This is a genomic window from Pseudomonas sp. P65(2024), assembly GCF_057480955.1.
On record NZ_JBLIYX010000025.1, the window covers coordinates 33,008 to 55,322 of the forward strand.

Annotated in this window: 4 protein-coding genes; 3 read left to right on the forward strand and 1 reads right to left on the reverse strand. The window is 67.9% G+C overall.

Annotated features, from left to right (window positions below; all coding sequences use genetic code 11):
- Positions 1-103 precede the first annotated feature (103 nt).
- Both AC25MA_RS24185 and AC25MA_RS24190 read left to right on the forward strand, forming a co-directional pair.
- Positions 104-553, forward strand: coding sequence for a nucleoside deaminase (locus AC25MA_RS24185; protein ID WP_186595842.1), 450 nt, complete (start codon positions 104-106; stop codon positions 551-553).
- On the forward strand, positions 513-2,603 hold the full coding sequence (locus AC25MA_RS24190; protein ID WP_236180770.1) for a hybrid sensor histidine kinase/response regulator: 2,091 nt from the start codon (positions 513-515) through the stop codon (positions 2,601-2,603). The genes AC25MA_RS24185 and AC25MA_RS24190 overlap by 41 nt, the downstream gene beginning before the upstream one ends.
- Before the next feature lie 8 nt (positions 2,604-2,611).
- Here the strand turns inward: AC25MA_RS24190 and AC25MA_RS24195 are convergent, their stop codons facing one another.
- Positions 2,612-3,667, reverse strand: a complete 1,056-nt coding sequence (locus AC25MA_RS24195; protein WP_186595844.1) for a tetratricopeptide repeat protein — start codon at positions 3,665-3,667, stop codon at positions 2,612-2,614.
- A 208-nt stretch (positions 3,668-3,875) separates the two neighbouring features.
- On the opposite strand from AC25MA_RS24195, the gene AC25MA_RS24200 reads away from it, so the two are divergent.
- Positions 3,876-22,315: amino acid adenylation domain-containing protein (locus AC25MA_RS24200; RefSeq protein ID WP_486972465.1), on the forward strand; the 18,440-nt coding region annotated here is incomplete at its 3' end.

Consider the following 22,315-nt stretch of genomic DNA (forward strand, 5'->3'; position numbering starts at 1 on the left):
AAGATCTAAAGCCCTTTCAGCATAGCCCTCGCCACGCAATGCGCCACGGTGGCTGGCGCTGTGCTAGTCTCCAGCAAAGCTGACGTATTACCGGGGAGAAACCATGGAACAGGACACTTCCGCTTTCCTGCAGGCTGCCATTGATGAGGCCCGAAAGGGGCTCGAGGAGGGTGGCATCCCGATCGGCTCGGTATTGGTGCACGACGGCAGGATTATCGGCCGCGGACACAATCGCCGGGTGCAAAAAGGCAGCGCCATCCTGCATGGCGAGATGGACGCCCTGGAAAATGCCGGCCGACAGCCGGCTTGGGTGTACCAGGAGTCCACCCTCTATACCACCTTGTCGCCTTGTGCCATGTGCAGCGGCGCTATCCTGCTGTATGGCATCAAGCATGTGGTCATCGGTGAAAACACCACCTTCATGGGTGAGGAGCAACTGCTCGGCAGCCGCGGCGTGCGCCTGGAGGTACATGACGATGAGACTTGCAAGGCGTTGATGCGCCGGTTCATCGATGAAAAACCCGAGCTGTGGGACGAAGATATTGGCCGCTGACTTGAATGTCGCCGGTGGTGATATCCAGGTCATTCACCTGGCGTCTCCGGCGAGCCCTATGGCGATGATGGGGGCTGTCGTTGGCAACTTCGACTGGAGCGCGACATCGCTGGGAGCGCTGACATCCTGGCCGCCTACCCTGCGCGTCGCCGTCGATATGGTGCTGCTGTCGCCGTTTCCCAGTGCGCTGGTCTGGGGCCCGACATTGACGGTCATCCATAATGAACCTTACCAGATCCTGCTTGGCGGTAGCACTGGTCACCAGGGCTGCGCCTTCGACGCGCTCTGGGCGCATAACTGGGAGGACATGGGTGCAGCGGTATTCAAGGCGCTCGAGGGACAGGGCAGCCTGATCGAGGACGCGCTGCTGCCTGTCTATCGAGCAGGCGTCATGACGAAAGTCTGGGTGACGGGTTGTTATTCGCCGATCCGTGACGACCAGGGCCAGGTCGCCGGTTTCCTTCACGCCCTGATCGAGACCACCGCCAGTGTGGAGACCGGTCGTGAATGGCGCGAATTGGCCCTTTCCTTCGAGGCGCGCCTGGATCAGTACCTGAGCGATCCTGAGCATATCTGGCACCTGTCACCCGATGTGATGCTGATGCTCGATGCCGATCTGCGCGTACGTTCGACCAACCCGGCCTGGCAGCGGCTGTTGGGCTGGTGCGGGGCGTCGCATCCGCTGCCGTTGCCCGAATTGTTTCACCCCGCCGACCGTACCGAGGCCCGCTTGGCGCTGACGGCGCTTGTGCAGGGGCAGGGCATGGCGCCGTTTGACGCACGGCTTCGGCACAACGAAGGCCACTATTGCTGGTTCCGCTGGACGGGGGCTGCCGATGCAGCGCTGCCCGCGCTGGTAGGGCGAGACATCACCGAGGACCGCGACGCGGTCCAGCGCTTGGCCGATGCCGCGGTGCGGGACGGCCAGCGCATGGAGAGCGTGGTAAAGCTGGCAGGTGGGTTGGCGCATGAAATGAACAACGTGTTGTCCGGTGTCGGCAGCAGCCTTGAGTTGCTCGAGCGGCGACTGGCGCAGGGGCGGCTGGAGCGTGTCGAGGAGTACGTGCAGATGGCTCGGGAATCTACCCAGCGCGCCATCGGCCTGACCCAAAACCTGCTGGCCTTCGCCCGCAGCCAGCCATTGTCGCCTAATCCGTTGAATATCAACCGCCTGTTGCTGGAGGCGGAGCCGATGCTGCGCCAGACCCTAGGAGCCGAAATGCACCTGGACTGGCAGATGGACGTTGCGCCGTGGCTGTTGCAAGTCGATCCCGACCAGTTGCGCAACGCCCTCCTGCACCTGTGCAGCAATGCTCGCGATGCCTGCCTTGGCAAGGGTAAGGTGACAATCAGGACCTCCAACGAGCGGCTGGCGCTGAACAGTGGGGAGTCGGCCAGCTTGCCGGCAGGTGACTACGTCATGTTACAGATCGAGGACGATGGCCACGGCATGTCGCGCAATGATTTGGCCAGAGCCTTCGAGCCGTTCTTCACCACCAAGTCACTGGGACAGGGAGCCGGCCTTGGGCTGCCCATGGTGCACGGTTTTGTGCACCAGTCGGGGGGACAGGTGTGGATCGAATCCACCTTGGAAGAAGGGACTCGAGTGGTGCTGATGTTTCCTCGCCATACGGGACTGGAGCCTGAGACCGTCGTCCTGGGTGCGTTGCCGTTTCAGGCGCAGGGCATGCGGCTGCTGTTGATCGATGACGAAGTCAATCTGCGTGCTTTGATGAAGGAGGCCCTGCTCGAGTGCGGCTTTGAGGTGTGCGACGTGGCCGATGCCAATGGCGCGCTGACCGAGTTCAGGCGGGGCGCTCCGTTCGACCTGGTGATCACCGATATCGGTTTGCCAGGAGGCTTCAGTGGGCGTCAGGTGGCCAAGGCACTGCGCATGATCAAGCCGGAGCAGAAGATCCTGTTCATCACCGGCTTCACCAGCGACCCGGTCGAGCAGGCATTGCTCGACGAACCGGGCACGGCGTTGATGTTCAAGCCGTTCTCGTTGCAGACGCTGGTCACGCAGGTTCAGCGTATGTTGCAGGCCTGAGGCTGTCGTCAGAGCCCTTGCTGCAGGAACGGATCGTCCGGGTTTTGCCGCTCCAGCTCGGCCAGCAGGACCTGGACATTCTGCAATTGGCCGGTTTCCTTCCAGTACTCGATCAGCAACACCCGAGCCCGGCGGTTGGCCGGCTGGCGACTGAGCACGGTCTCCAGCTGCTTCTGCGCGGCGTCCACCTGCTCTAGCTGGTGCAGGGTGACGGCCAGGGTGTAGCGATAGTCGTTGTTTTCCGGCTCCAATTCGACCGCGCGTGCCAGGGCGAGCAGGGCGTATTCCTGTTGCTCGTGGCGGGTCAGCCACAGCCCCAGTTCATATTGCAGGAACGCCGAGTCCGGGCGCAGTGACAGGGCCTTGGCCAGCACTTCGCGGGAGGCGTCGTGACGGCCTTGCTGTTCCAGCAGGCGTACCTGGGTGGCCAGGGCGTCCAGGCCTTCGGGAGCCACCGCCAGGCTGCGCTGCAGGGCCCGCGTGGCGGACTCGTAGGCTTGCTCATGCATGTACAGCCGGGCCAGGTGAACCTGCGCCGCGGCGTCGTCGGGCTGTTGTTCCAGCGTCTGCTCGTACTGCTCCAGGGCATCCTGCAACGGCCCGAAGTACAAGCCGATGGCGTCGGGGGCGAGGCCGAGCAGGGCGTCGACCGCGGCGAAGCGTACGCTTTGCTCGTCATCTTCCAGGAGCGGGCCCAGCACCAGGCTGCGCTGGGCGGCAGGCAGCAGGCGGTGGATGCTGGCGATGGCGGCACGCCGAACCAGCGGGTCGGCGTGTTCCAAGTCCTGCTGGGCCAGCTTCAGTGCTAGTGGCGACGGATAGTTGGGCAGTTCGGCATACAGCGCGGCGCGTCGGATCGCTGGCAGGTCGTCGCGTTGCAATTGTTGGTAGAGCACCCTGGCGGCGCCCGGCAGGCCGTCATGGGCCTGGCGCAGCGCCTTGCTGTAGCTGTGCGCCGGCAGGCTGGGCACCGCGGGCTGCTGGTCACGCCACAGATAGCCGATCGCGATGGGCAGCATCAGCACAAGCAGCAGGGCGATCAGGAGAAGGTGGCGTCGTTGCATCGGGCGGTCCGTGGGGGCGGTACGGCAGAGCTTGGGGCAGGCGCGGGGTAATTGCAATGTTCGCCCGGCGCTTGATCCTCCTGGCGGCGCGCATCGCCGGCCGGACACCCAGGGCGCCGTATTGTCCCCCCTTCCCATGTCAGCCCGCCTCCCCACGATCCATTAGCGTTCCGAGCATTTCCGACTGGCTAAAGCAGGATGCTTACCAATGCTCTTCAGCGAACTCATGGCAGCGCTCTCCACCCGTGCGATCCGACTCCAGCGCGAGGAGGCCGACCTGATCGTCGAAGGCGATGAAGACACGCTCGATGACGCCCTGTGGGACGCGTTGGCGGCCCACAAGCCGGCGCTCTTGCAGATGCTTGCCGGCCTGGATCATGGATGGTTGAGCCCGGCGTTGCGCATCACGCCCGAGATGCTGCCCCTGGCTGGTCTCGACCAGGCGGCCATCGACCGCATTGTTGCCACTGTGCCCGGCGGCGCGGCCAACCTGCAGGATATCTACCCGCTGGCGCCGCTGCAGGAGGGCATGCTCTACCACCACCTCACGGCGGCCGATGGCGACCCCTATGTGCTGCAGGCCCAACTGCGCTTCGCCAGCCCCGAGCGCCTGCAGGCGTTCGCCGAGGCCCTCGACTGGGTGATCCAGCGCCATGACATCCTGCGCACGGCGCTGGCCTGGGAATACCTCGACCAGCCGCTGCAGGTGGTGTGGCGCAAGGCGCCGCTGGTCTGCGAGGCCGTCGAGCTGAACGGCGACGAGGATGTAGGGTGCCAGTTGCGGGCGCGTTTCGACACTCATCACTACCGCATGGATCTGGGCCAGGCGCCGCTACTGCGCCTGGTGCATGCCCAGGCCCGCGACGGCGAGGTACTGGCCTTGCTGCTGTTCCATCACACCGTCATGGATCACACCGGGCTGGATATCGTGCGCCGCGAGATCCAGGCTTACCTGGCGGGTGAAGGTGAGCGACTGCCGGCCCCGGTGCCGTTCCGCGACCTGCTGGCCAGAAGTCGGCAGGCCCAGGATGAACAGGCCCATGAGGCCTTCTTCGGCGCCATGCTCGCCGATATCGACGAGCCGACCCTGGCCTTCGGTATCCAGGAGGTGGCCGGCCAGGCCATGGAGGAAGCCAGGCTGACCCTGGCTTCCAGCCTTAGCCAGCGCCTGCGGGCCCAGGCCCGGCTGCTCGGCGTGAGCCCGGCGAGCATCATGCACCTAGGGCTGGCGCGCCTGCTTGGGGCGCTGTCCGGACGCGAGTCGGTGGTGTTCGGCAGTGTGCTGCTCGGGCGTATGGCGGCGGGTGAAGGCGCTGAACAGGCCCTGGGCATGTTCATCAACACCTTGCCACTGCGCGTCGACCTGTGCGGGCAGGGTGTGCGTGAGGCGCTGTTGGTCACCCATCGACAACTGACGGCGTTGCTCGGCCATGAGCAGGCGCCCCTGGCCCTGGCCCAGCGCTGCAGCGGCGTGGTGGCGCCGACGCCGCTGTTCAACAGCATGCTCAACTACCGCCACAGTGCGGCGGGCGATGCGGCCGAGGTGATCGCGGTGGCGCCGGGCATCGATGTGGTGGGGGCCGAGGAGCGCACCAACTACCCCTTGAACCTGGCCGTCGACGACCTCGGCGAGGACCTGCGCCTGACGGTCCAAGCCCTTGCCGAGTGGGGCGCAGAGCGCTTGTGTGGGCAGTTGCGGCAGGTATTTGAAGGGGTGGTGGAAGCGCTCGAACAGCAGCCCGAGCGGCCATTGCTGGACCTGCCGGTGCTGACCGTCAAGGAACGCCATCACCTGCTGGTGGACTGCAATGACACGGCGGTCGACCATGACCTGGACCTGCCGCTGCACGCCCTGTTCGAACACCAGGCGCAGCTGCGCCCCGACGCCGTCGCGGTGGAGACCGATGGCGAGCGACTGAGCTATCGGCAACTCGACGAGCAGGCCAACCGCCTGGCCCACCATCTGATCGAACTCGGGGTCAAGCCCGACGACCGGGTGGCGATTTGCGTCGAACGCAGCGTTTCGATGGTGGTTGGCCTGCTGGCCATCCTCAAGGCCGGTGGCGCCTACGTGCCGCTCGACCCGGGTTACCCGGCCGGGCGTATCCGTCATATGCTCGAAGACAGCGCGCCATTGGCGGTGCTGGTCCACAGCGCTACCCGCGAGGTACCGGGCGAGGTGGCGGTGCCACGGATCGACCTCGACCAGCCGACCTGGGAAGCCTTGCCGGCCACCTGCCCACGGGTGACCGGGCTCACCCCACGGCACCTGGCCTATGTGATCTACACCTCTGGCTCCACCGGCATGCCAAAGGGGGTGATGGTCGAGCACCGCAGCGTGGTCAACCTGGTGCGCTGGGCCGCGGGGCTGTGCCCGACCCGCGCCGACGGCGCGCTGCTGCACAAGACGCCGATCAGTTTCGACGCCTCGGTGTGGGAGCTGTTCTGGCCGCTGGGCAGCGGGTTGCGTCTGGTGCTGGCGCGACCGGACGGCCAGCGCGACGCGGATTATGTCGCACGGGAGATCATTGAACGGCAGGTCAGCGTGGTGCAGTTCGTGCCGGCGCTGTTGCAGCAGTTCGTCGAGCAGACGCGCAGCGCGCAGTGCGCCAGCCTGACCGATATCGTCTGCGGTGGCGGTGAGCTGACCGAATCCCTGGCACGCCAGGTGCGCGAGCGCTTGCCTCAGGTGCGCCTGCACAACGTTTACGGACCCACCGAAACCACGGTCGACTGCACTGTCTTCACCCTGGAGCCAGGACAACCTGTGCCCCACGGCGCACTGCCGATCGGCCGGCCCATCGACAATACCCGTCTGTACGTCCTGGACGACGCCGACCAGCCACTGCCGTGGGGCGTGGCCGGGCACCTGCACATCAGTGGCGCGGGGGTGGCGCGGGGCTATCTGGGCCTGGCAGGGCAGCAGGCCGAGCGCTTTATCGACAGTCCGTTCGTCAAGGGTGAGCGCCTGTACCGCAGCGGTGACCTGGTGCGTCAGCGCGCGGACGGGAGCCTTGCGTTCCTTGGCCGTAACGACCACCAGATCAAGCTGCGCGGCCTGCGCATCGAACCGGGCGAGATCGAGGCCTGCCTGAACCGCCTGCCTGGCGTGCGCGAGGCGCTGGTGCTGGTTCACGAGCATCCGCACAGCGGCCCACGCCTGGTGGCCTACCACAGCGGTCAGGCCCAGGTCGCGCAAGACCTGCGTGAGCATCTGCTGGGCCAATTGCCCGAGTACATGGTGCCGGCGCTGTTCATTCACCTCGAGGCCATGCCGTTGACGCCCAATGGCAAGGTCGACCGCAAGGCCCTGCCGGCGCCCGAAGCACCGATGCGGCAGTACCAGGCTCCCGAGGGGCCGGTCGAGACCGCCCTGGCGGCGATCTGGACGGATCTGCTCGGTGTCGAGGCGGTGGGGCGTGACGACAACTTCTTTGAATTGGGCGGCCATTCGCTGCTGGCGGTGCGTTTGGTCGAACGCATGCGCCAGCAGGCGCTGCAAGCCGATGTGCGGGTGCTGTTCAGCCAGCCCACACTGGCGGCGCTGGCGGCGTCGGTGGGTGCTCGGGCGACTGTCGCCGTGCCGGCCAACCGCATCCCCGTCGATTGCACGCGGATCACTCCGGACATGCTGCCCCTGGCCAGCCTCGACCAGGACGCCATCGATGCGCTGGTGCGCCATATCCCCGGCGGCGTGGAAAATGTCCAGGACATCTACGGCCTGGCGCCGTTGCAGCAGGGCATTCTCTACCATCACCTGGCCAGCGAAGGCGCCGACCCCTACGTGGTGCAGGCGCGTTTCGCCTTTGCCGGTCAGGCCGAGCTGGACGCGTTCGTTGCGGCGCTGAACCAGGTCATCGCCCGCCACGATATCCTGCGCACCAGCCTGCACTGGCAGGGCCTGGACGAGGCGGTGCAGGTGGTCTGGCGCGAGGCGCCGCTGGTGCCGAGCCCGGCGCTGGAGACACTGCGGCTCGACCTGGGGCAGGCGCCACTGTTGCGCCTGAGCAGCCAGGTCCAGGCCGGTCACCTGGAGGCGACCCTGCTGCTGCACCATATCCTCCTCGACCACACTGCCGTGGAGCAGCTGGTGGCCGAAATCGGTACCTTGCTGCAAGGGCAGACGGCGCTGCCGGACAGCGTGCCGTACCGCAACTACGTGGCCCAGGCGCGTCTGGGCGCCGACCCGCAGGCCGACGAGGCGCTGTTCCGCGAGCTGCTGGGCGATATCGACGAACCGACCGAGGTGTTCGGTTTGCGCGAGGCCCAGGTCGATACGGGCCTGGTCAGTGAAAGCCGCCAGCCGCTGGAGCCGGAACTGGGGGCTCGTCTGCGTGGCCAGGCCAGGGCGCTCGGGGTCAGCGTCGCCAGCCTGGTGCACCAGGCCTGGGGCCAGGTGCTGGCGCAGTTGTCCGGCCGCGAGGACGTGGTGTTCGGCACCGTGCTGCTTGGCCGCCTGCTGGGCGGCGAGGGCGCCGACCGGGCGCTGGGCATGTTCATCAATACCTTGCCGCTGAGGGTCAGCGTGGGGGCTGCGGGCGTAGCCGACGGGGTCCGCCTGACCCATCAGCGCCTGGCGCGCCTGCTGGCGCACGAACAGGCGTCCCTGGCCCTGGCCCAGCGTTGCAGTGGCGTACCGGCGTCCCAGGCGCTGTTCACCAGCTTGCTGAACTATCGCCACAGTGCCGGTAAACCGGCCGAGGGGCCAGCTTGGGACGGGATCGAACTGCTGAGCGCGCAAGAGCGCAGCAACTATCCGCTGGTGGTCAGTGTCGACGATTACGGTAATGACTTCAGACTGACGGTGCAGGCCGTGGCCCCCGTGGACGGTGGCCGGGTCTGCCAGCTGCTGCGCATGGCGCTGTTGCAACTGGTCACGGCGTTGGAACAGACGCCGAGGAGCGCGCTGAACAGCCTCCATCGCCTGCCGGAAGCAGAGCGCGAACGCGTGCTGCGGCAGTTCAACGCCACGGCGCGTGAATATCCGCGTGAACTGGCCGTGCACCGATTGTTCGAGGCCCAGGCCGTGAATTCGCCGGATGCGCTGGCGGTGGTCCAGGGTCAGCGTCGATGGACCTTCGCCCAGCTCGAGGCCCAGGCCAATCGCCTGGCCTATTTCCTGCTCGAACAGGGCGTGCGGGCTGGCGATCGGGTGGCCTTGCTGCTGCCTCGTTCGTTCGATCTGCTGGCGGCCCAGCTGGCGGTGAGCAAATGCGCGGCGGTGTTCGTGCCGCTGGACGGCAACGCCCCGGCCGAGCGCCAGGCGTTCATGGTGGCCGACAGCCAGGCGCGGCTGGTGCTGACCCACAGCGACCAGCCGCAAGTGGAGGGCGCGCGCCGGGTCGAACTCGACCGCCTCGACCTGAGCGGTTACGCGGATGCGCCGTTGGGCCTGGCGGTGGACGCCGGCAGTGCGGCGTACATCATGTACACCTCCGGCTCCACCGGCACGCCGAAGGGCGTGCAGGTGCCGCACCGGGCCATCGTGCGCCTGGTGATCAACAACGGCTTTGCCGATTTCAACAGCCAGGACCGCGTGGCCTTCGCCTCCAACCCGGCGTTCGACGCCAGCACCCTGGAAGTCTGGGCGCCACTGCTCAACGGCGGCGCGGTGGTGGTGATCGACCAGGACACGGTCCTGTCGCGCCAGGGCCTGCGCGAAGTGCTGCTGGAGCAGGGCGTCACCGTGCTGTGGCTGACCGCCGGCCTGTTCCACCAGTTCGCCGACGACCTGCTGCCAGCGTTCCGAGCGCTTCGCTACCTGATGGTCGGTGGCGATGTGCTGGACCCGGCGGTGATCGCCCGGGTACTGCGCGATGGCGCGCCGCAACACCTGCTCAATGGCTACGGCCCGACCGAGGCCACTACTTTCAGCACCACCCACGAAATCACCGCGGTGGGCGAGGGCAGCATCCCGATTGGCAAGCCGATCGGTAACAGCCGCTGCTATGTGCTCGATGCCCGCCAGCAACTGCTGCCAGTGGGGGCGGTGGGCGAGTTGTATATCGCCGGTGACGGCGTGGCCCTGGGCTACCTAGGCCAGCCGGAACTGACGGCTGAGCGCTTCCTGCCCGATCCGTTCAACGGCGGCACGATGTACCGCAGCGGCGACCTGGTGAGCTGGCAGGCCGACGGTACCCTGCGTTACCTGGGCCGTGCCGACCAGCAGGTCAAGCTGCGTGGCTTCCGTATCGAACTGGGCGAGATCGAGGCGCGTCTGGGCGAGTGTCCGGGGGTTCGCGATGCCGCCGTGATCGTGCGGGAGGACGCGCCGGGCGATAAGCGCCTGGTGGCCTATTTCACTGGCCATCAGGCAATTGCCGAACTGCACCAGCAACTGCAAGGCCAACTGCCGGACTACATGTTGCCGTCGGCCTATGTGCGCCTGGATGCGCTGCCGCTGACCGCCAACGGCAAGCTCGACCGCCGCGCCTTGCCTCAGCCGGGCAGTGAGGCGCTGGTCAGCCGTGCCTTCGAGGCGCCGCAAGGTGAGATCGAAACCGCGCTGGCCGCGATCTGGGCCGAAGTGCTCAAGGTCGAGCAGGTTGGTCGCCATGACCACTTCTTCGAACTCGGTGGCCACTCGCTGCTGGCGGTGAGCCTGATCGAGCGCATGCGCAAGGCCGGGCTTAATGCCGACGTGCGCGTGCTGTTCGCCCAGCCGACCTTGGCCGCGTTGGCGGCGGCGGTGGGTTCCGGGCGTGAAGTGGCAGTGCCTGAGAACCGTGTGCCGCAAGGTGCGACGCAGATCACCGCGGACATGCTCAGCCTGATCGACCTGGACCAGGCCAGCATCGACCGTATCGTCGCCAGCGTGCCGGGTGGTGCGGCCAACGTCCAGGAAATCTACCCGCTGGCGCCGTTGCAATCGGGCATTCTCTACCACCACCTCAGCGCCGAGCAGGGCGACCCGTACCTGCTGCAGTCGCGCCTGGCCTTCGACAGCCTGGAGCGGCTGCGTACCTGGGCCGAGGCCTTGCAACAGGTCATCGACCGCCACGACATCCTGCGCACCTCGGTGGTCTGGGAAGGACTGGGCGAGCCGGTGCAGGTGGTCTGGCGCCAGGCCCAGCTGGCAGTCAGTGAGGTCACCGGACTGGGCGAAGCGGCGGTGATCGAGCAACTGCAGGCCCGTTTCGATGCCCGTCAGCAGCGTCTGGACCTGACCCGGGCGCCCTTGCTGCGCCTGGTCTATGCCGAGGATCCGCGCCAGGGCGAGTGGGTAGCCCTGCTGCAGTTCCACCACCTGACCCTTGACCACGCCGCCATGGCCGTGGTCGGCGAGGAGATGCAGGCGCTGCTGGACGGACGTGGCGCCACGCTGCATGCAGCGGTGCCGTATCGCAATTATGTCGCCCAGGTTTGCCTGGGCGACGATCAGTCCGGCCACGAGGCGTTCTTCCGTGCGCAACTGGGTGATATCGACGAGCCGACCCTGCCGTATGGCCTGGCCGATGTGCAGGGGGACGGGGGGCAGGTCGAACATGCCGCGCTGCTGCTGCCGGCCACCCTGGCCCATGGGTTGCGTGAGCAAGCGCGGCAGCGCGGCGTCAGCGCCGCCAGCCTGGTGCACCTGGCCTGGGCTCGCGTGGTGGGCGTGCTGGCGGGGCGCGGTGACGTGGTGTTCGGCACCGTGCTGATGGGCCGCCTGCAAGCAGGCGAGGGCGCCGACCGGGCGCTCGGCATGTTTATCAACACCCTGCCATTGCGGGTGGATACCGCGTTGCCGGTGGACCAGGCGCTGCGCCTCACCCATAAGCGATTGTCGGCCCTGCTTGGTCACGAGCACGCGCCCCTGGCGCTGGCCCAGCGTTGCAGCGGCGTGGCTGCTTCGGCGCCATTGTTCAGTGCCTTGCTCAACTACCGCCACAGTACCGAGGGTGTCGCTCGCGACGGTGAGGGCATCTGGCAGGGCGTGCGCCTGCTGGGTGGCGAGGAGCGCAGCAACTACCCGCTGACCCTGAGCGTCGACGACCTGGGTGAGGGCTTCAGCTTGAGCGTGCTGGCCGCCGAAGGGCTGCCGGCGGCGCAGATCGGCGGCTGGATGGTCAATACCCTCGGCCAATTGGTGCAGGCCTTGCAGCAGTGCCCGGGGCAAGTGGTCGAAGCCTTGCCGATGCTGGATGACGAAGCTTCGCGCCAGGTGCTGGAGGACTTCAACGCAACAGCCGAGGCCTATTCGCAAGGGCAGACCGTGCACGCGCTGGTCGAGGCCCAAGCGCCTGAAGCATTGGCCGTTGTACAGGGTGAGTTGCGTCTGAGCTACGGCGAGCTCAACCAGCGTGCCAACCGCCTGGCTCATCACCTGATCGAGCGTGGCGTGGTCTTGGGCGACCGTGTGGCGCTGTGCCTGGAACGTGGTCCGCAACGGATGGTGGCGATGCTGGCCGTGCTCAAGGCCGGCGCGGCGTATGTGCCGGTCGATCCGGGCTATCCGGCGCAGCGGATTGCCTATCTGCTCAGCGACAGCGCGCCAGCGCTGGTGCTGGTCGAATCGACCACCGAAGCCTTGGTCGGCGATGTAGCTAAAGTCTTGATGGATGGCGATGACTGGCTCGACCAGGCGGCCAGCAACCCTGTGGTTGCAGGGCTGGACGCGCATCAGTTGGCCTATGTCATCTACACCTCCGGCTCCACCGGCCAGCCCAAGGGGGTGATGGTCGAGCACCGCACCCTGGCCAACCTGATCCACTGGCATTGCCAGGCCTTCGATCTGGGCGCAGGCAGCCACACCTCCAGCGTTGCCGGCTTCGGCTTCGACGCCATGGCATGGGAAGCCTGGCCGGCCCTGTGCGCCGGGGCGGTGCTGCACCTGCCGCCGGCGTCCATCGGCGGCGAGCATGTCGATGAACTGCTCGACTGGTGGCTGGAGCAGCCGCTGCACGTGAGCTTCCTGCCGACACCGGTCGCCGAGCAGGCGCTGCGCCGCGAACGCCAGCACCCGACCCTGCGCACGCTGCTGGTCGGCGGTGATCGCCTGCGCCAGTTCGACCGTGATCCGGGCTTTGCGCTGGTCAACAACTATGGCCCGACCGAAACCACCGTGGTGGCGACGTCGGGGCAACTGCAACCGGGCGGTGCGCTGCATATCGGCAAGCCGACCGCCAACACCTGCGTCTATGTGTTGGACGAGCAACGCCAACCCGTACCGGTGGGTGTGATAGGCGAGTTGTACATCGGTGGTGCGCAGGTCGCCCGAGGTTACTTCAACCGTCCTGAACTGACCGCCGAGCGTTTCCTCGACGATCCGTTCAACGGCGGCCGGATGTACCGCACGGGCGATCTGGTGCGCTGGAATGCCGACGGCACGCTGGACTACCAGGGCCGCAATGACGACCAGGTGAAGATCCGTGGCGTGCGGGTCGAGCTGGGCGAGATCGAAGCCGCGCTGAAGGCTGAGCCGGGTATCGCGGATGCCGTGGTACTGGTGCGCAACGAACGCCTGCTGGCCTGGTTCACAGCAACCGCCGTGGTCGATCTCGACACCCTGCGCCAAGGGCTGCAAACCCGCCTTCCGGGCCACTTGATACCGCAAGCCTTCGTCCGCCTGGACGAGTTGCCACTGACCCGCCACGGCAAGCTGGACCGCAAGGCGCTGCCGGACCCTGATCCTTCGGCGGTGGCACGCGAGGTCTATGTCGCCCCAATCGGCGCGACCGAGGAGGCGATGGCCGCGATCTGGGCTGAAGTCCTGGGCATCGAACAGGTCGGTCGCCACGACAACTTCTTCGAACTCGGCGGCCACTCGCTGCTGGCGGTAAGCCTCACCGCGCGCCTGCGCCATGCCGGCCTGCAGGCCGACGTGCGCACGTTGTTCGGCCAGCCGACGGTAGCGGCGTTGGCGGCGACCCTGGGCCATGGCCGCCAGGTCGAGGTGCCGGCCAACCGGATCCCGGCCGGCTGCACCCGGATCACTCCGGACATGCTGCCACTGGTGGACCTCGAACCGGCTGCCATCGAGCGCATCGTCGCCACGGTGCCGGGCGGCGCGGCCAACGTGCAGGACATCTACCCACTGGCGCCGTTGCAGGAGGGCATCCTTTACCACCACCTCAGCTCGCCGGAGCACGATCCCTATGTGCTGCAGTCGCGCATGGCGTTCGACAGCCCGGCACGCTTGGAGGCGTTCGCCAGGGCCTTGCGCCAGGCCATCAGCCGTCATGACGTGCTGCGTACCGCCGTGCTCTGGGAAGGTCTGGCGCAACCGTTGCAGGTGGTCTGGCGCGAGGCGCCGCTGCTGGTCGCGCCGCTGGATGGGCAAGACCTGCAACGCCTCGACCTGGCCCGGGCGCCGCTGATCCGCCTGCTGTATAGCGGCGTTACCGGCAGCGAGCGCATCGAGGCGCTATTGCAGTTCCACCATATTGTCCTCGATCACACCGCCCTGGAGATCATCGGCGCTGAGTTGCTGGGCTATTTGCAGGGCAGCGCCGCGCCGGTGCAGGCCCCGGTGCCTTATCGCAACTATGTGGCCCAGGCGCGCCAGGGCGTCAGCCAGGCCGAGCACGAGGCGTTCTTCCGTGCGCAACTGGGCGATATCGACGAGCCGACGCTGCCCTACGGCCTGAGCGATGTACAGGGCGACGGTCAGGCCGTCGAGGAAGCCTGGCTGTGGCTGGACGAAACCCTGGCCGCGCGGCTGCGGCAACAGGCCCGGCAGCTGGGCTTCAGCCCCGCCAGCCTGTTCCACCTGGCCTTCGCCCGCCTGCTGGCTGCCGTCAGCGGCACCGATCGTGTGGTGTTCGGCACCGTGTTGCTGGGCCGCCTGGAGGCCGGCGAGGGCGCCGAGCGGGCCCTGGGCATGTTCATCAACACCTTGCCGCTGCGCCTGGACCTTGCAGGCCTCGACCTGCAGGACGCCTTACGCCTGACCCAGCAGCGCCTGAGTGCCTTGCTGGTGCATGAGCACGCGTCGCTGGCACTGGCCCAGCGTTGCAGTGGCGTGCCGGCCCCGGCGCCGCTGTTCAGCGCCATGCTCAACTACCGCCATGGCCAGGCGGCGAGCGAAGACCGGCGCCAGCAGTGGCAGGGCATCGAGTTCCTCGATGGCCAGGAGCGCAGCAACTATCCACTGAGCTTGAGCGTGGATGACATGGGGGAAGGCTTCCGTCTGGTGGCGATGACCCCGGCAAGCGTTGGCGCCCAGCGGATCTGCGGGCAAATGCGGCACGTGCTGCAGGGCATGGTGGAAGGTCTGGAGGCTCAGCCACGGCACGCGCTGCTGTCGGTCCCGGTATTGCCGGACGATGAGCGTGGGCATCTGTTGCAGGCCTGTAACGCGACGGCCCAGGCCGGTGATGTCGAACAGCCCGTCCAGGCATTGTTCGAGCAGCAGGTGGCGCGCGATCCCGAGGCGGTCGCGGTGCAGTCGGAGGAAGGACAACTGAGCTATCGCCAGCTCAACGCCGAGGCCAACCGCCTGGCCCACCACCTGATTGCGCTGGGCGTGCAGCCTGACGACCGGGTGGCTATCTGTGTCGAGCGCGGCCTGTCGCTGGTGGTCGGCCTGCTGGCCATCCTCAAGGCCGGCGGCGCCTATGTGCCGCTGGACCCGGATTACCCGGCAGAACGTATCGGCCACATGCTCGCCGACAGCCAGCCGCGAGCGCTGCTGGTGCAACGAGGCACGCGGACGCTGGTCGGCGAAGCGGCGTTGCCGCAGGTCGATCTCGATCAACCGAGCTGGGCCGGACAGCCGGACAGCGACCCGCGGGTGCCCGGGCTTAACGGCGCGCACCTGGCCTATGTGATCTACACCTCTGGTTCCACCGGCCTGCCCAAGGGGGTGATGGTCGAGCAGCGCAACCTGGCCAACCTGGTGCACTGGAGTGCGCGCCGGTTCCCGGCCGGCGGCGCGGTGCTGCACAAGACCCCGGTGAGCTTCGACGCCTCGGTGTGGGAGCTGTTCTGGCCGCTGTGCAGCGGGCTGCGCCTGGTGCTGGCCAAGCCGGATGGCCAGCGCGACCCGCAGTACCTGGCCGGGCTGATCCGCCAGCAGCAGGTCGGCGTGGTGCAATTCGTGCCCGCATTGTTGCAGCAGTTCCTCGACCAGGACGACAGCGCCGCCTGCACCAGCCTGACCGATATCGTCTGCGGCGGCGGCGAGTTGACCGAGGCATTGGCCCGGCAGGTTCGCCAGCGTTTGCCGCAAGTGCGCCTGCACAACGTCTACGGCCCCACCGAAACCACGGTCGACTGCAGCGTCTGGACCCTGGAACCCGGACAACCGATTCCATTTGGCGCGTTGCCGATTGGCCACCCCATCGACAACACCTGCCTGTACGTCCTCGATGCCCACGACCAGCCGGTACCCTGGGGCGTCGCCGGCCAGCTGCATATCGGCGGCGCCGGGGTGGCGCGTGGCTACCTGGGGTTGCCGGAGCAACAGGCCGAACGCTTCATCGCCAGCCCGTTCGTCGAGGGTGAGCGCCTGTACCGCAGCGGCGACCTGGTACGCCAGGCAGCCGATGGCAGCCTGACGTTCCTGGGTCGCACCGACCACCAGATCAAGCTGCGCGGGCTGCGCATCGAGCCGGGCGAGATCGAGGCCTGCCTGAACCGCTTGGCCGGCGTGCGTGAGGCCCTGGTGCTGGTCCAGCGGCATCCACACGGCGGTGATCGCCTGGTCGCCTACCACCGTGGCGAGCCGCAGCCGGCCGACGCGCTGCGTCAGGCATTGCTGGCGCGGTTGCCGGAGTACATGGTGCCGGCGCTGTTCATCCACCTCGACAGCTGGCCGCTGACCCCCAACGGCAAGCTCGACCGCAAGGCGCTGCCGTTGCCGGACCTGCAGGCGCGCCAGTACGAGGCGCCACAGGGCGAGACCGAGGTGCTGCTGGCCGAGATCTGGTCGCAACTGCTGGGCGTGGAGCGGGTAGGGCGACACGACAACTTCTTCGAACTGGGCGGTCACTCGCTGCTGGCCGTAACCTTGACCGCGCGCCTGCGCCAGGCCGGCCTGCAGGTGGATGTACGCACCCTGTTCGGCCAGCCGAGCGTGGCAGCGCTGGCGGCCACCCTGGGCCAGGGTGGCGCGGTGACAGTGCCGGCCAACCGGATCCCGGCGGGTTGCACCCAGATCACCCCGGACATGCTGCCGCTGGTGAACCTGGAGCCGGCCGCCATCGAGCGTATCGCCGCCGCAGTGCCGGGTGGTGCGGCCAATGTCCAGGATATCTACCCCCTGGCGCCGTTGCAGGAGGGCATCCTCTACCTGCACTTGAGCGCCGTGGGCGCCGATCCCTATGCCCTGCGCGCGCGGCTGCGCTTCGACAGCCCGGCGCGTCTGCAGGCGTTCGCCCAGGCCCTGGAGCAGGTCATCGCCCGGCATGACATCCTGCGCACCGCAGTGCTCTGGGACGGTCTGGCGCAACCGGTGCAGGTGGTCTGGCGCCAGGCGCCGCTGCAATTGGCGCCGCTCGACGACGCCCACCTGGCGCGCCTGGACCTTGGTCAGGCGCCGCTGATCCGCCTGCTGCACCGCACCGAGCCGGGCAGCCAGCGGGTCGAGGCGGTGCTGCAGTTCCACCATATCGTGCTCGACCATATCGCCATGCAGGCGGTGCAGGCCGAACTGCGCAGCTACCTGCTGGGGCAGAGCGAGCCGTTGCCGGCCTCGGTACCGTACCGCAACTATGTGGCCCAGGCGCGCCTTGGCGTCAGCGAGGCCGAGCACGAGGCGTTCTTCCGCGACCGCCTGGGCGATATCGACGAGCCGAGCCTGCCGTTCGGCCTGCGCGAGGTGCAAGGCGATGGCCGCGCCCTCGATGAGGCCGAGGTAGCGTTCGAGGGCGCCCGCTATGCTCGCCTGCGCGACCAGGCTCGACAGCTGGGGGTGAGCACCGCAAGCCTGGTGCACCTGGCCTGGGCGCGCCTGCTGGCGGTGGCCTGCGGCAAGGGCCGCGTGGTGTTCGGCACCGTGTTGCTGGGCCGCCTGCAGGGCGGCGAGGGCAGCGAGCGGGCACTGGGCATGTTCATCAACACCCTGCCGTTGCGGGTCGAGCTGGACGGGTTGGGCGTGCGCGACGGCGTGCTGGCCACCCACCGCGAGCTGTCGGCGCTGCTGGTCCACGAGCACGCCTCGCTGGCCCTGGCCCAGCGCTGCAGCCAGGTGGCCGCGCCGCTGCCGTTGTTCAGCGCCATGCTCAACTACCGCCAGAGCACCCGCGCCGCGCCGCAGCCACAGGCCTGGGAGGGTATCGAGACCCTGGGCAGCGAAGGGCGCACCAACTACCCGCTGAGCCTGAACGTCGATGACTTCGGCGATGGCCTGCGCCTGGGCGTGCAGGTGTCGGCCCAGGTGAGCGCGCAGCGGATCTGCGCGCAGATGCTGCAGGTGCTCGACGGCCTGTTGCTGGCGCTTGAGCAACAGCCGCAGCAGGCGCTGAACCGGTTGCCGGTGCTCAATGCCGAGGCGCGGCGCCAGGTGCTGGTCGATTTCAACGACACGGCGGTGGCGTACGACCTGGAGCAGACCCTGCACGGCATGATCGAGGCCCAGGTGCGACGCACGCCGCAGGCCATTGCGGTGAAGTCCGAGGAAGGCGAGCTGACCTATCGCCAGCTCGACGAGCAGGCCAACCGCCTGGCCCATCACCTGATTGCGCTGGGGTTAAAACCCGACGATCGCGTGGCGATCTGCGTCGAACGCGGCCTGTCGATGGTGGTCGGCTTGCTGGCCATCCTCAAGGCCGGCGGCGCCTACGTCCCGGTCGACCCGGACTATCCGGCCGAGCGCATCCGTCACATGCTCGATGACAGCGCGCCGCGGGCGGTGTTGGTGCACGGCGCCACCCGCGACGTGCCGCAGGCGAGTCGGGCGACGTTGATCGACCTCGACCGGCCAACCTGGCAGGCGCAGCCGGCGCAGGCCCCACAGGTGCCCGGGCTGACCCCGCGACACCTGGCCTATGTGATCTACACCTCCGGCTCCACCGGCCTGCCCAAGGGCGTGATGAACGAGCACGCCGGGGTGGTCAACCGCCTGCTGTGGATGCAGGACGCCTACCGGCTGGGCGCCGGTGACGTGGTGTTGCAGAAAACCCCGTTCAGCTTCGACGTATCGGTGTGGGAGTTCCTCTGGCCGCTGCAGACCGGCGCCCGTCTGGTGATGGCACGCCCTGGAGGACATCGTGACCCCGAGTACCTGCGCGAGGTTATCCGTGAAGAGCAGGTCAGCACCTTGCACTTCGTGCCGTCGATGCTCGATGTGTTCCTCGCCCATGGCCAAGTCCTGCCGCACCAGCTCAAGCGCGTGCTGTGCAGCGGCGAGGCCTTGCCCGGCAGCCTGGTACGGCGTTTCCACGCACAGCTGCCGACGGTCGAGCTGCACAACCTGTACGGCCCGACCGAGGCGGCGGTGGATGTCAGCGCCTGGCACTGCGTGACGGCACCGGACAACACGCCGATCGGCAAGCCGATCGCCAATACCGCGCTGTACGTCCTGGACGCCCAGGGCGAGCCGGTACCGGTGGGCGTGGCCGGCGAGCTGTATATCGGTGGCGTGCAGGTGGCGCGGGGGTATCTCAACCGCGAGCAACTGACCGCCGAACGCTTCCTTGATGATCCGTTCTCGCTCAGGACCGGTGGCCGGATGTACCGCACCGGCGACCTGGCCCGCTACCTGGCCGATGGCAACCTGGAGTACCTCGGGCGCAACGACGACCAGGTGAAGATCCGCGGCCTGCGCATCGAGCTGGGCGAAATCCAGGCCTGCCTGACCCGTATCGAAGGGGTCAAGGAGGCGGTGGTGCTGGCCCGTGAGCAGCGCCTGGTGGCGTACTACACCGGTGCCCGGCAGGCGCCGGACACGCTGCGCGCAGCGCTGCTGGGCCAGTTGCCGGAGTTCATGGTGCCGGCTTCGTTCACCCACCTCGAGGCGCTGCCGCTGAGCCCCAACGGCAAGCTCGACCGCAAGGCGCTGCCACAGCCGGAAACCACGCAGCAGGTCTACGAGGCGCCGCAAGGCGAAGTCGAGACCCTGCTGGCGCAGTTGTGGAGCGAACTGCTGGGCGTGGACCGGGTCGGTCGTCATGACAACTTCTTCGAGCTCGGCGGCCACTCGTTGCTGGCCGTGACCCTGACCGCGCGCATGCGCCAGGCCGGCCTCGCGGCGGATGTGCGGGTACTGTTCGGCCAGCCGAGCCTAGCCGCGCTGGCGGCGGCGGTGGGCGGCGAGGTGACGCTGGAGGTGCCGGCCAACCGTATCCCGGCGGGCTGCACACGCATCAGCCCCGACATGCTGCCGTTGGCGACGTTGGAGCAGGCCGCGCTCGACAGCCTGGTGCAGAGAATCCCCGGCGGCGCGGCCAACATCCAGGACCTGTACGCCCTGGCGCCGTTGCAGCAGGGCATTCTCTACCACCACCTGGCCAGCGCCGAGGTCGACCCCTACGTACTGCAACTGAACTTCGCCTTCGCTGGCCAGACCGAGCTGGAGGCCTTCGTCGCGGCGCTGAACCAGGTCATCGCCCGCCACGACATCCTGCGCACCAGCGTGCACTGGCAGGGGCTCGACGAAGCGGTGCAGGTGGTCTGGCGCGAGGCGCACCTGCATCTTGAGCCGGCACTGGACAGCCCGCGCCTGGACCTGGGCCGCGCACCACTGATGCACCTGAGCCGCCAGGTGGAAAAGGGCCGCTTGCAGGCGACCCTGCTGCTGCACCATATCCTCCTCGACCACGCCGCCATGGAGCTGCTGGTGGCCGAGGTCGGCGACGCGCTGCTGGGGCGCATGCCCGAGGGTGACAGCGTCCCTTACCGCAACTATGTGGCCCAGGCTCGCCTGCGCGACGACAGCCAGGCGCAGGAGGCACTGTTCCGCGAACTGCTGGGCGATATCGACGAGCCGACCGAAGTGTTCGGCCTGCGCGGGGCGCGGGGCGACGGCAGCCACGTGCTCGACCACCGCGAGCGCCTGGATGAGCCACTGGCCTTGCGCCTGCGTCAGCAGGCACGGTTGCTGGGCATCAGCGTCGCCAGCCTGGTGCACCAGGCCTGGGGGCAGGTGCTGGCGCAACTGTCCGGCCGCGAGGAAGTGGTGTTCGGCACCGTGCTGCTCGGTCGCCTGCAGGGCGGCGAGGGCGCCGAGCGCGCGTTGGGCATGTTCATCAACACCTTGCCATTGCGGGTCAGCGTGGGCGGGATGGACGTGGTCGACGGCGTGCGGCTGACCCATCAGCGTCTGGCGCGTCTGCTGGCCCACGAGCAAGCGTCCCTGGCCCTGGCTCAGCGTTGCAGCGGTGTGCCGGCCTCCCAGGCGCTGTTCACCAGCCTGCTCAACTACCGCCACAGCGCGGCGACCGGGTCGCAGCGCGCACAGGCTTGGCAGGGCATCGAACTGCTGGCCGCCCATGAGCGCAGCAACTACCCGCTGGTGGTCAGCGTCGACGACCTGGGTGACGGTTTCATCCTGACCGTGCAGGCGGTGCCGCAAGTGGAGGGGGCACTGGTCTGCCAGCTGCTGCAGACGGCCCTGGCGCGGTTGGCCGATACCCTGGCGGACACGCCGGCGGCGCCGTTGAACGGTATCAACGCCTTGCCGGACGCCGAGCGCGAGCGCGTGGCGCGGCAGTTCAACGCGACCCGTCGCGACTATCCCCGCGACCTGCCCGTGCATGCCCTGTTCGAGGCGCAGGCCAAGGCCTGCCCGGATGCGCTGGCGGTGGCCCATGGCACGCGGCGCTGGAGCTACCAGGCGCTCGACCGGCAGGCCAACCGGCTGGGCGGGTACCTGCTGGAGCAGGGCGTACAGGCGGGTGACCGGGTAGCCTTGCTGCTGCCACGTTCGTTCGACCTGCTGGCGGCCCAGCTGGCGGTGAGCAAATGCGCGGCGGTGTTCGTACCGCTGGACGGCAACGCCCCGGCCGAGCGCCAGGCGTTCATGGTGGCCGACAGCCAGGCGCGACTGCTGTTGACCCACAGCGACCAGCCGCAAGTGGAGGGCGCGCGCCGGGTCGAACTCGACCGCCTCGACCTGAGCGGTTACGCGGATGCGCCGTTGGGCCTGGCGGTGGACGCCGGCAGCGCGGCGTACATCATGTACACCTCCGGCTCCACCGGCACGCCGAAGGGCGTGCAGGTGCCGCACCGGGCCATCGTGCGCCTGGTGATCAACAACGGCTTTGCCGATTTCAACAGCCAGGACCGCGTGGCCTTCGCCTCCAACCCGGCGTTCGACGCCAGTACCCTGGAAGTCTGGGCGCCACTGCTCAACGGCGGCGCGGTGGTGGTGATCGACCAGGACACGGTGCTGTCGCGCCAGGGCCTGCGCGAAGTGCTGCTGGAGCAGGGCGTCACCGTGCTGTGGCTGACCGCCGGCCTGTTCCACCAGTTCGCCGACGACCTGCTGCCAGCGTTCCGAGCGCTTCGCTACCTGATGGTCGGTGGCGATGTGCTGGACCCGGCGGTGATCGCCCGGGTACTGCGCGATGGTGCGCCGCAACACCTGCTCAATGGCTACGGCCCGACCGAGGCCACTACTTTCAGCACCACCCACGAAATCACCGTGGTGGGCGAGGGCAGCATCCCGATTGGCAAGCCGATCGGTAACAGCCGCTGCTATGTGCTCGATGCCCGCCAGCAACTGCTGCCAGTGGGGGCGGTGGGCGAGTTGTATATCGCCGGTGACGGCGTGGCCCTGGGCTACCT

What these genes read in the sequence shown, in the direction of transcription:
- AC25MA_RS24185 (WP_186595842.1), top strand. Translation starts at nt 104, where the DNA reads ATGGAACAGGACACTTCCGCTTTCCTGCAGGCTGCCATTGATGAGGCC.
- AC25MA_RS24190 (WP_236180770.1), top strand. Translation starts at nt 513, where the DNA reads ATGAAAAACCCGAGCTGTGGGACGAAGATATTGGCCGCTGACTTGAAT.
- AC25MA_RS24195 (WP_186595844.1), bottom strand. Translation starts at nt 3,667, where the DNA reads ATGCAACGACGCCACCTTCTCCTGATCGCCCTGCTGCTTGTGCTGATG.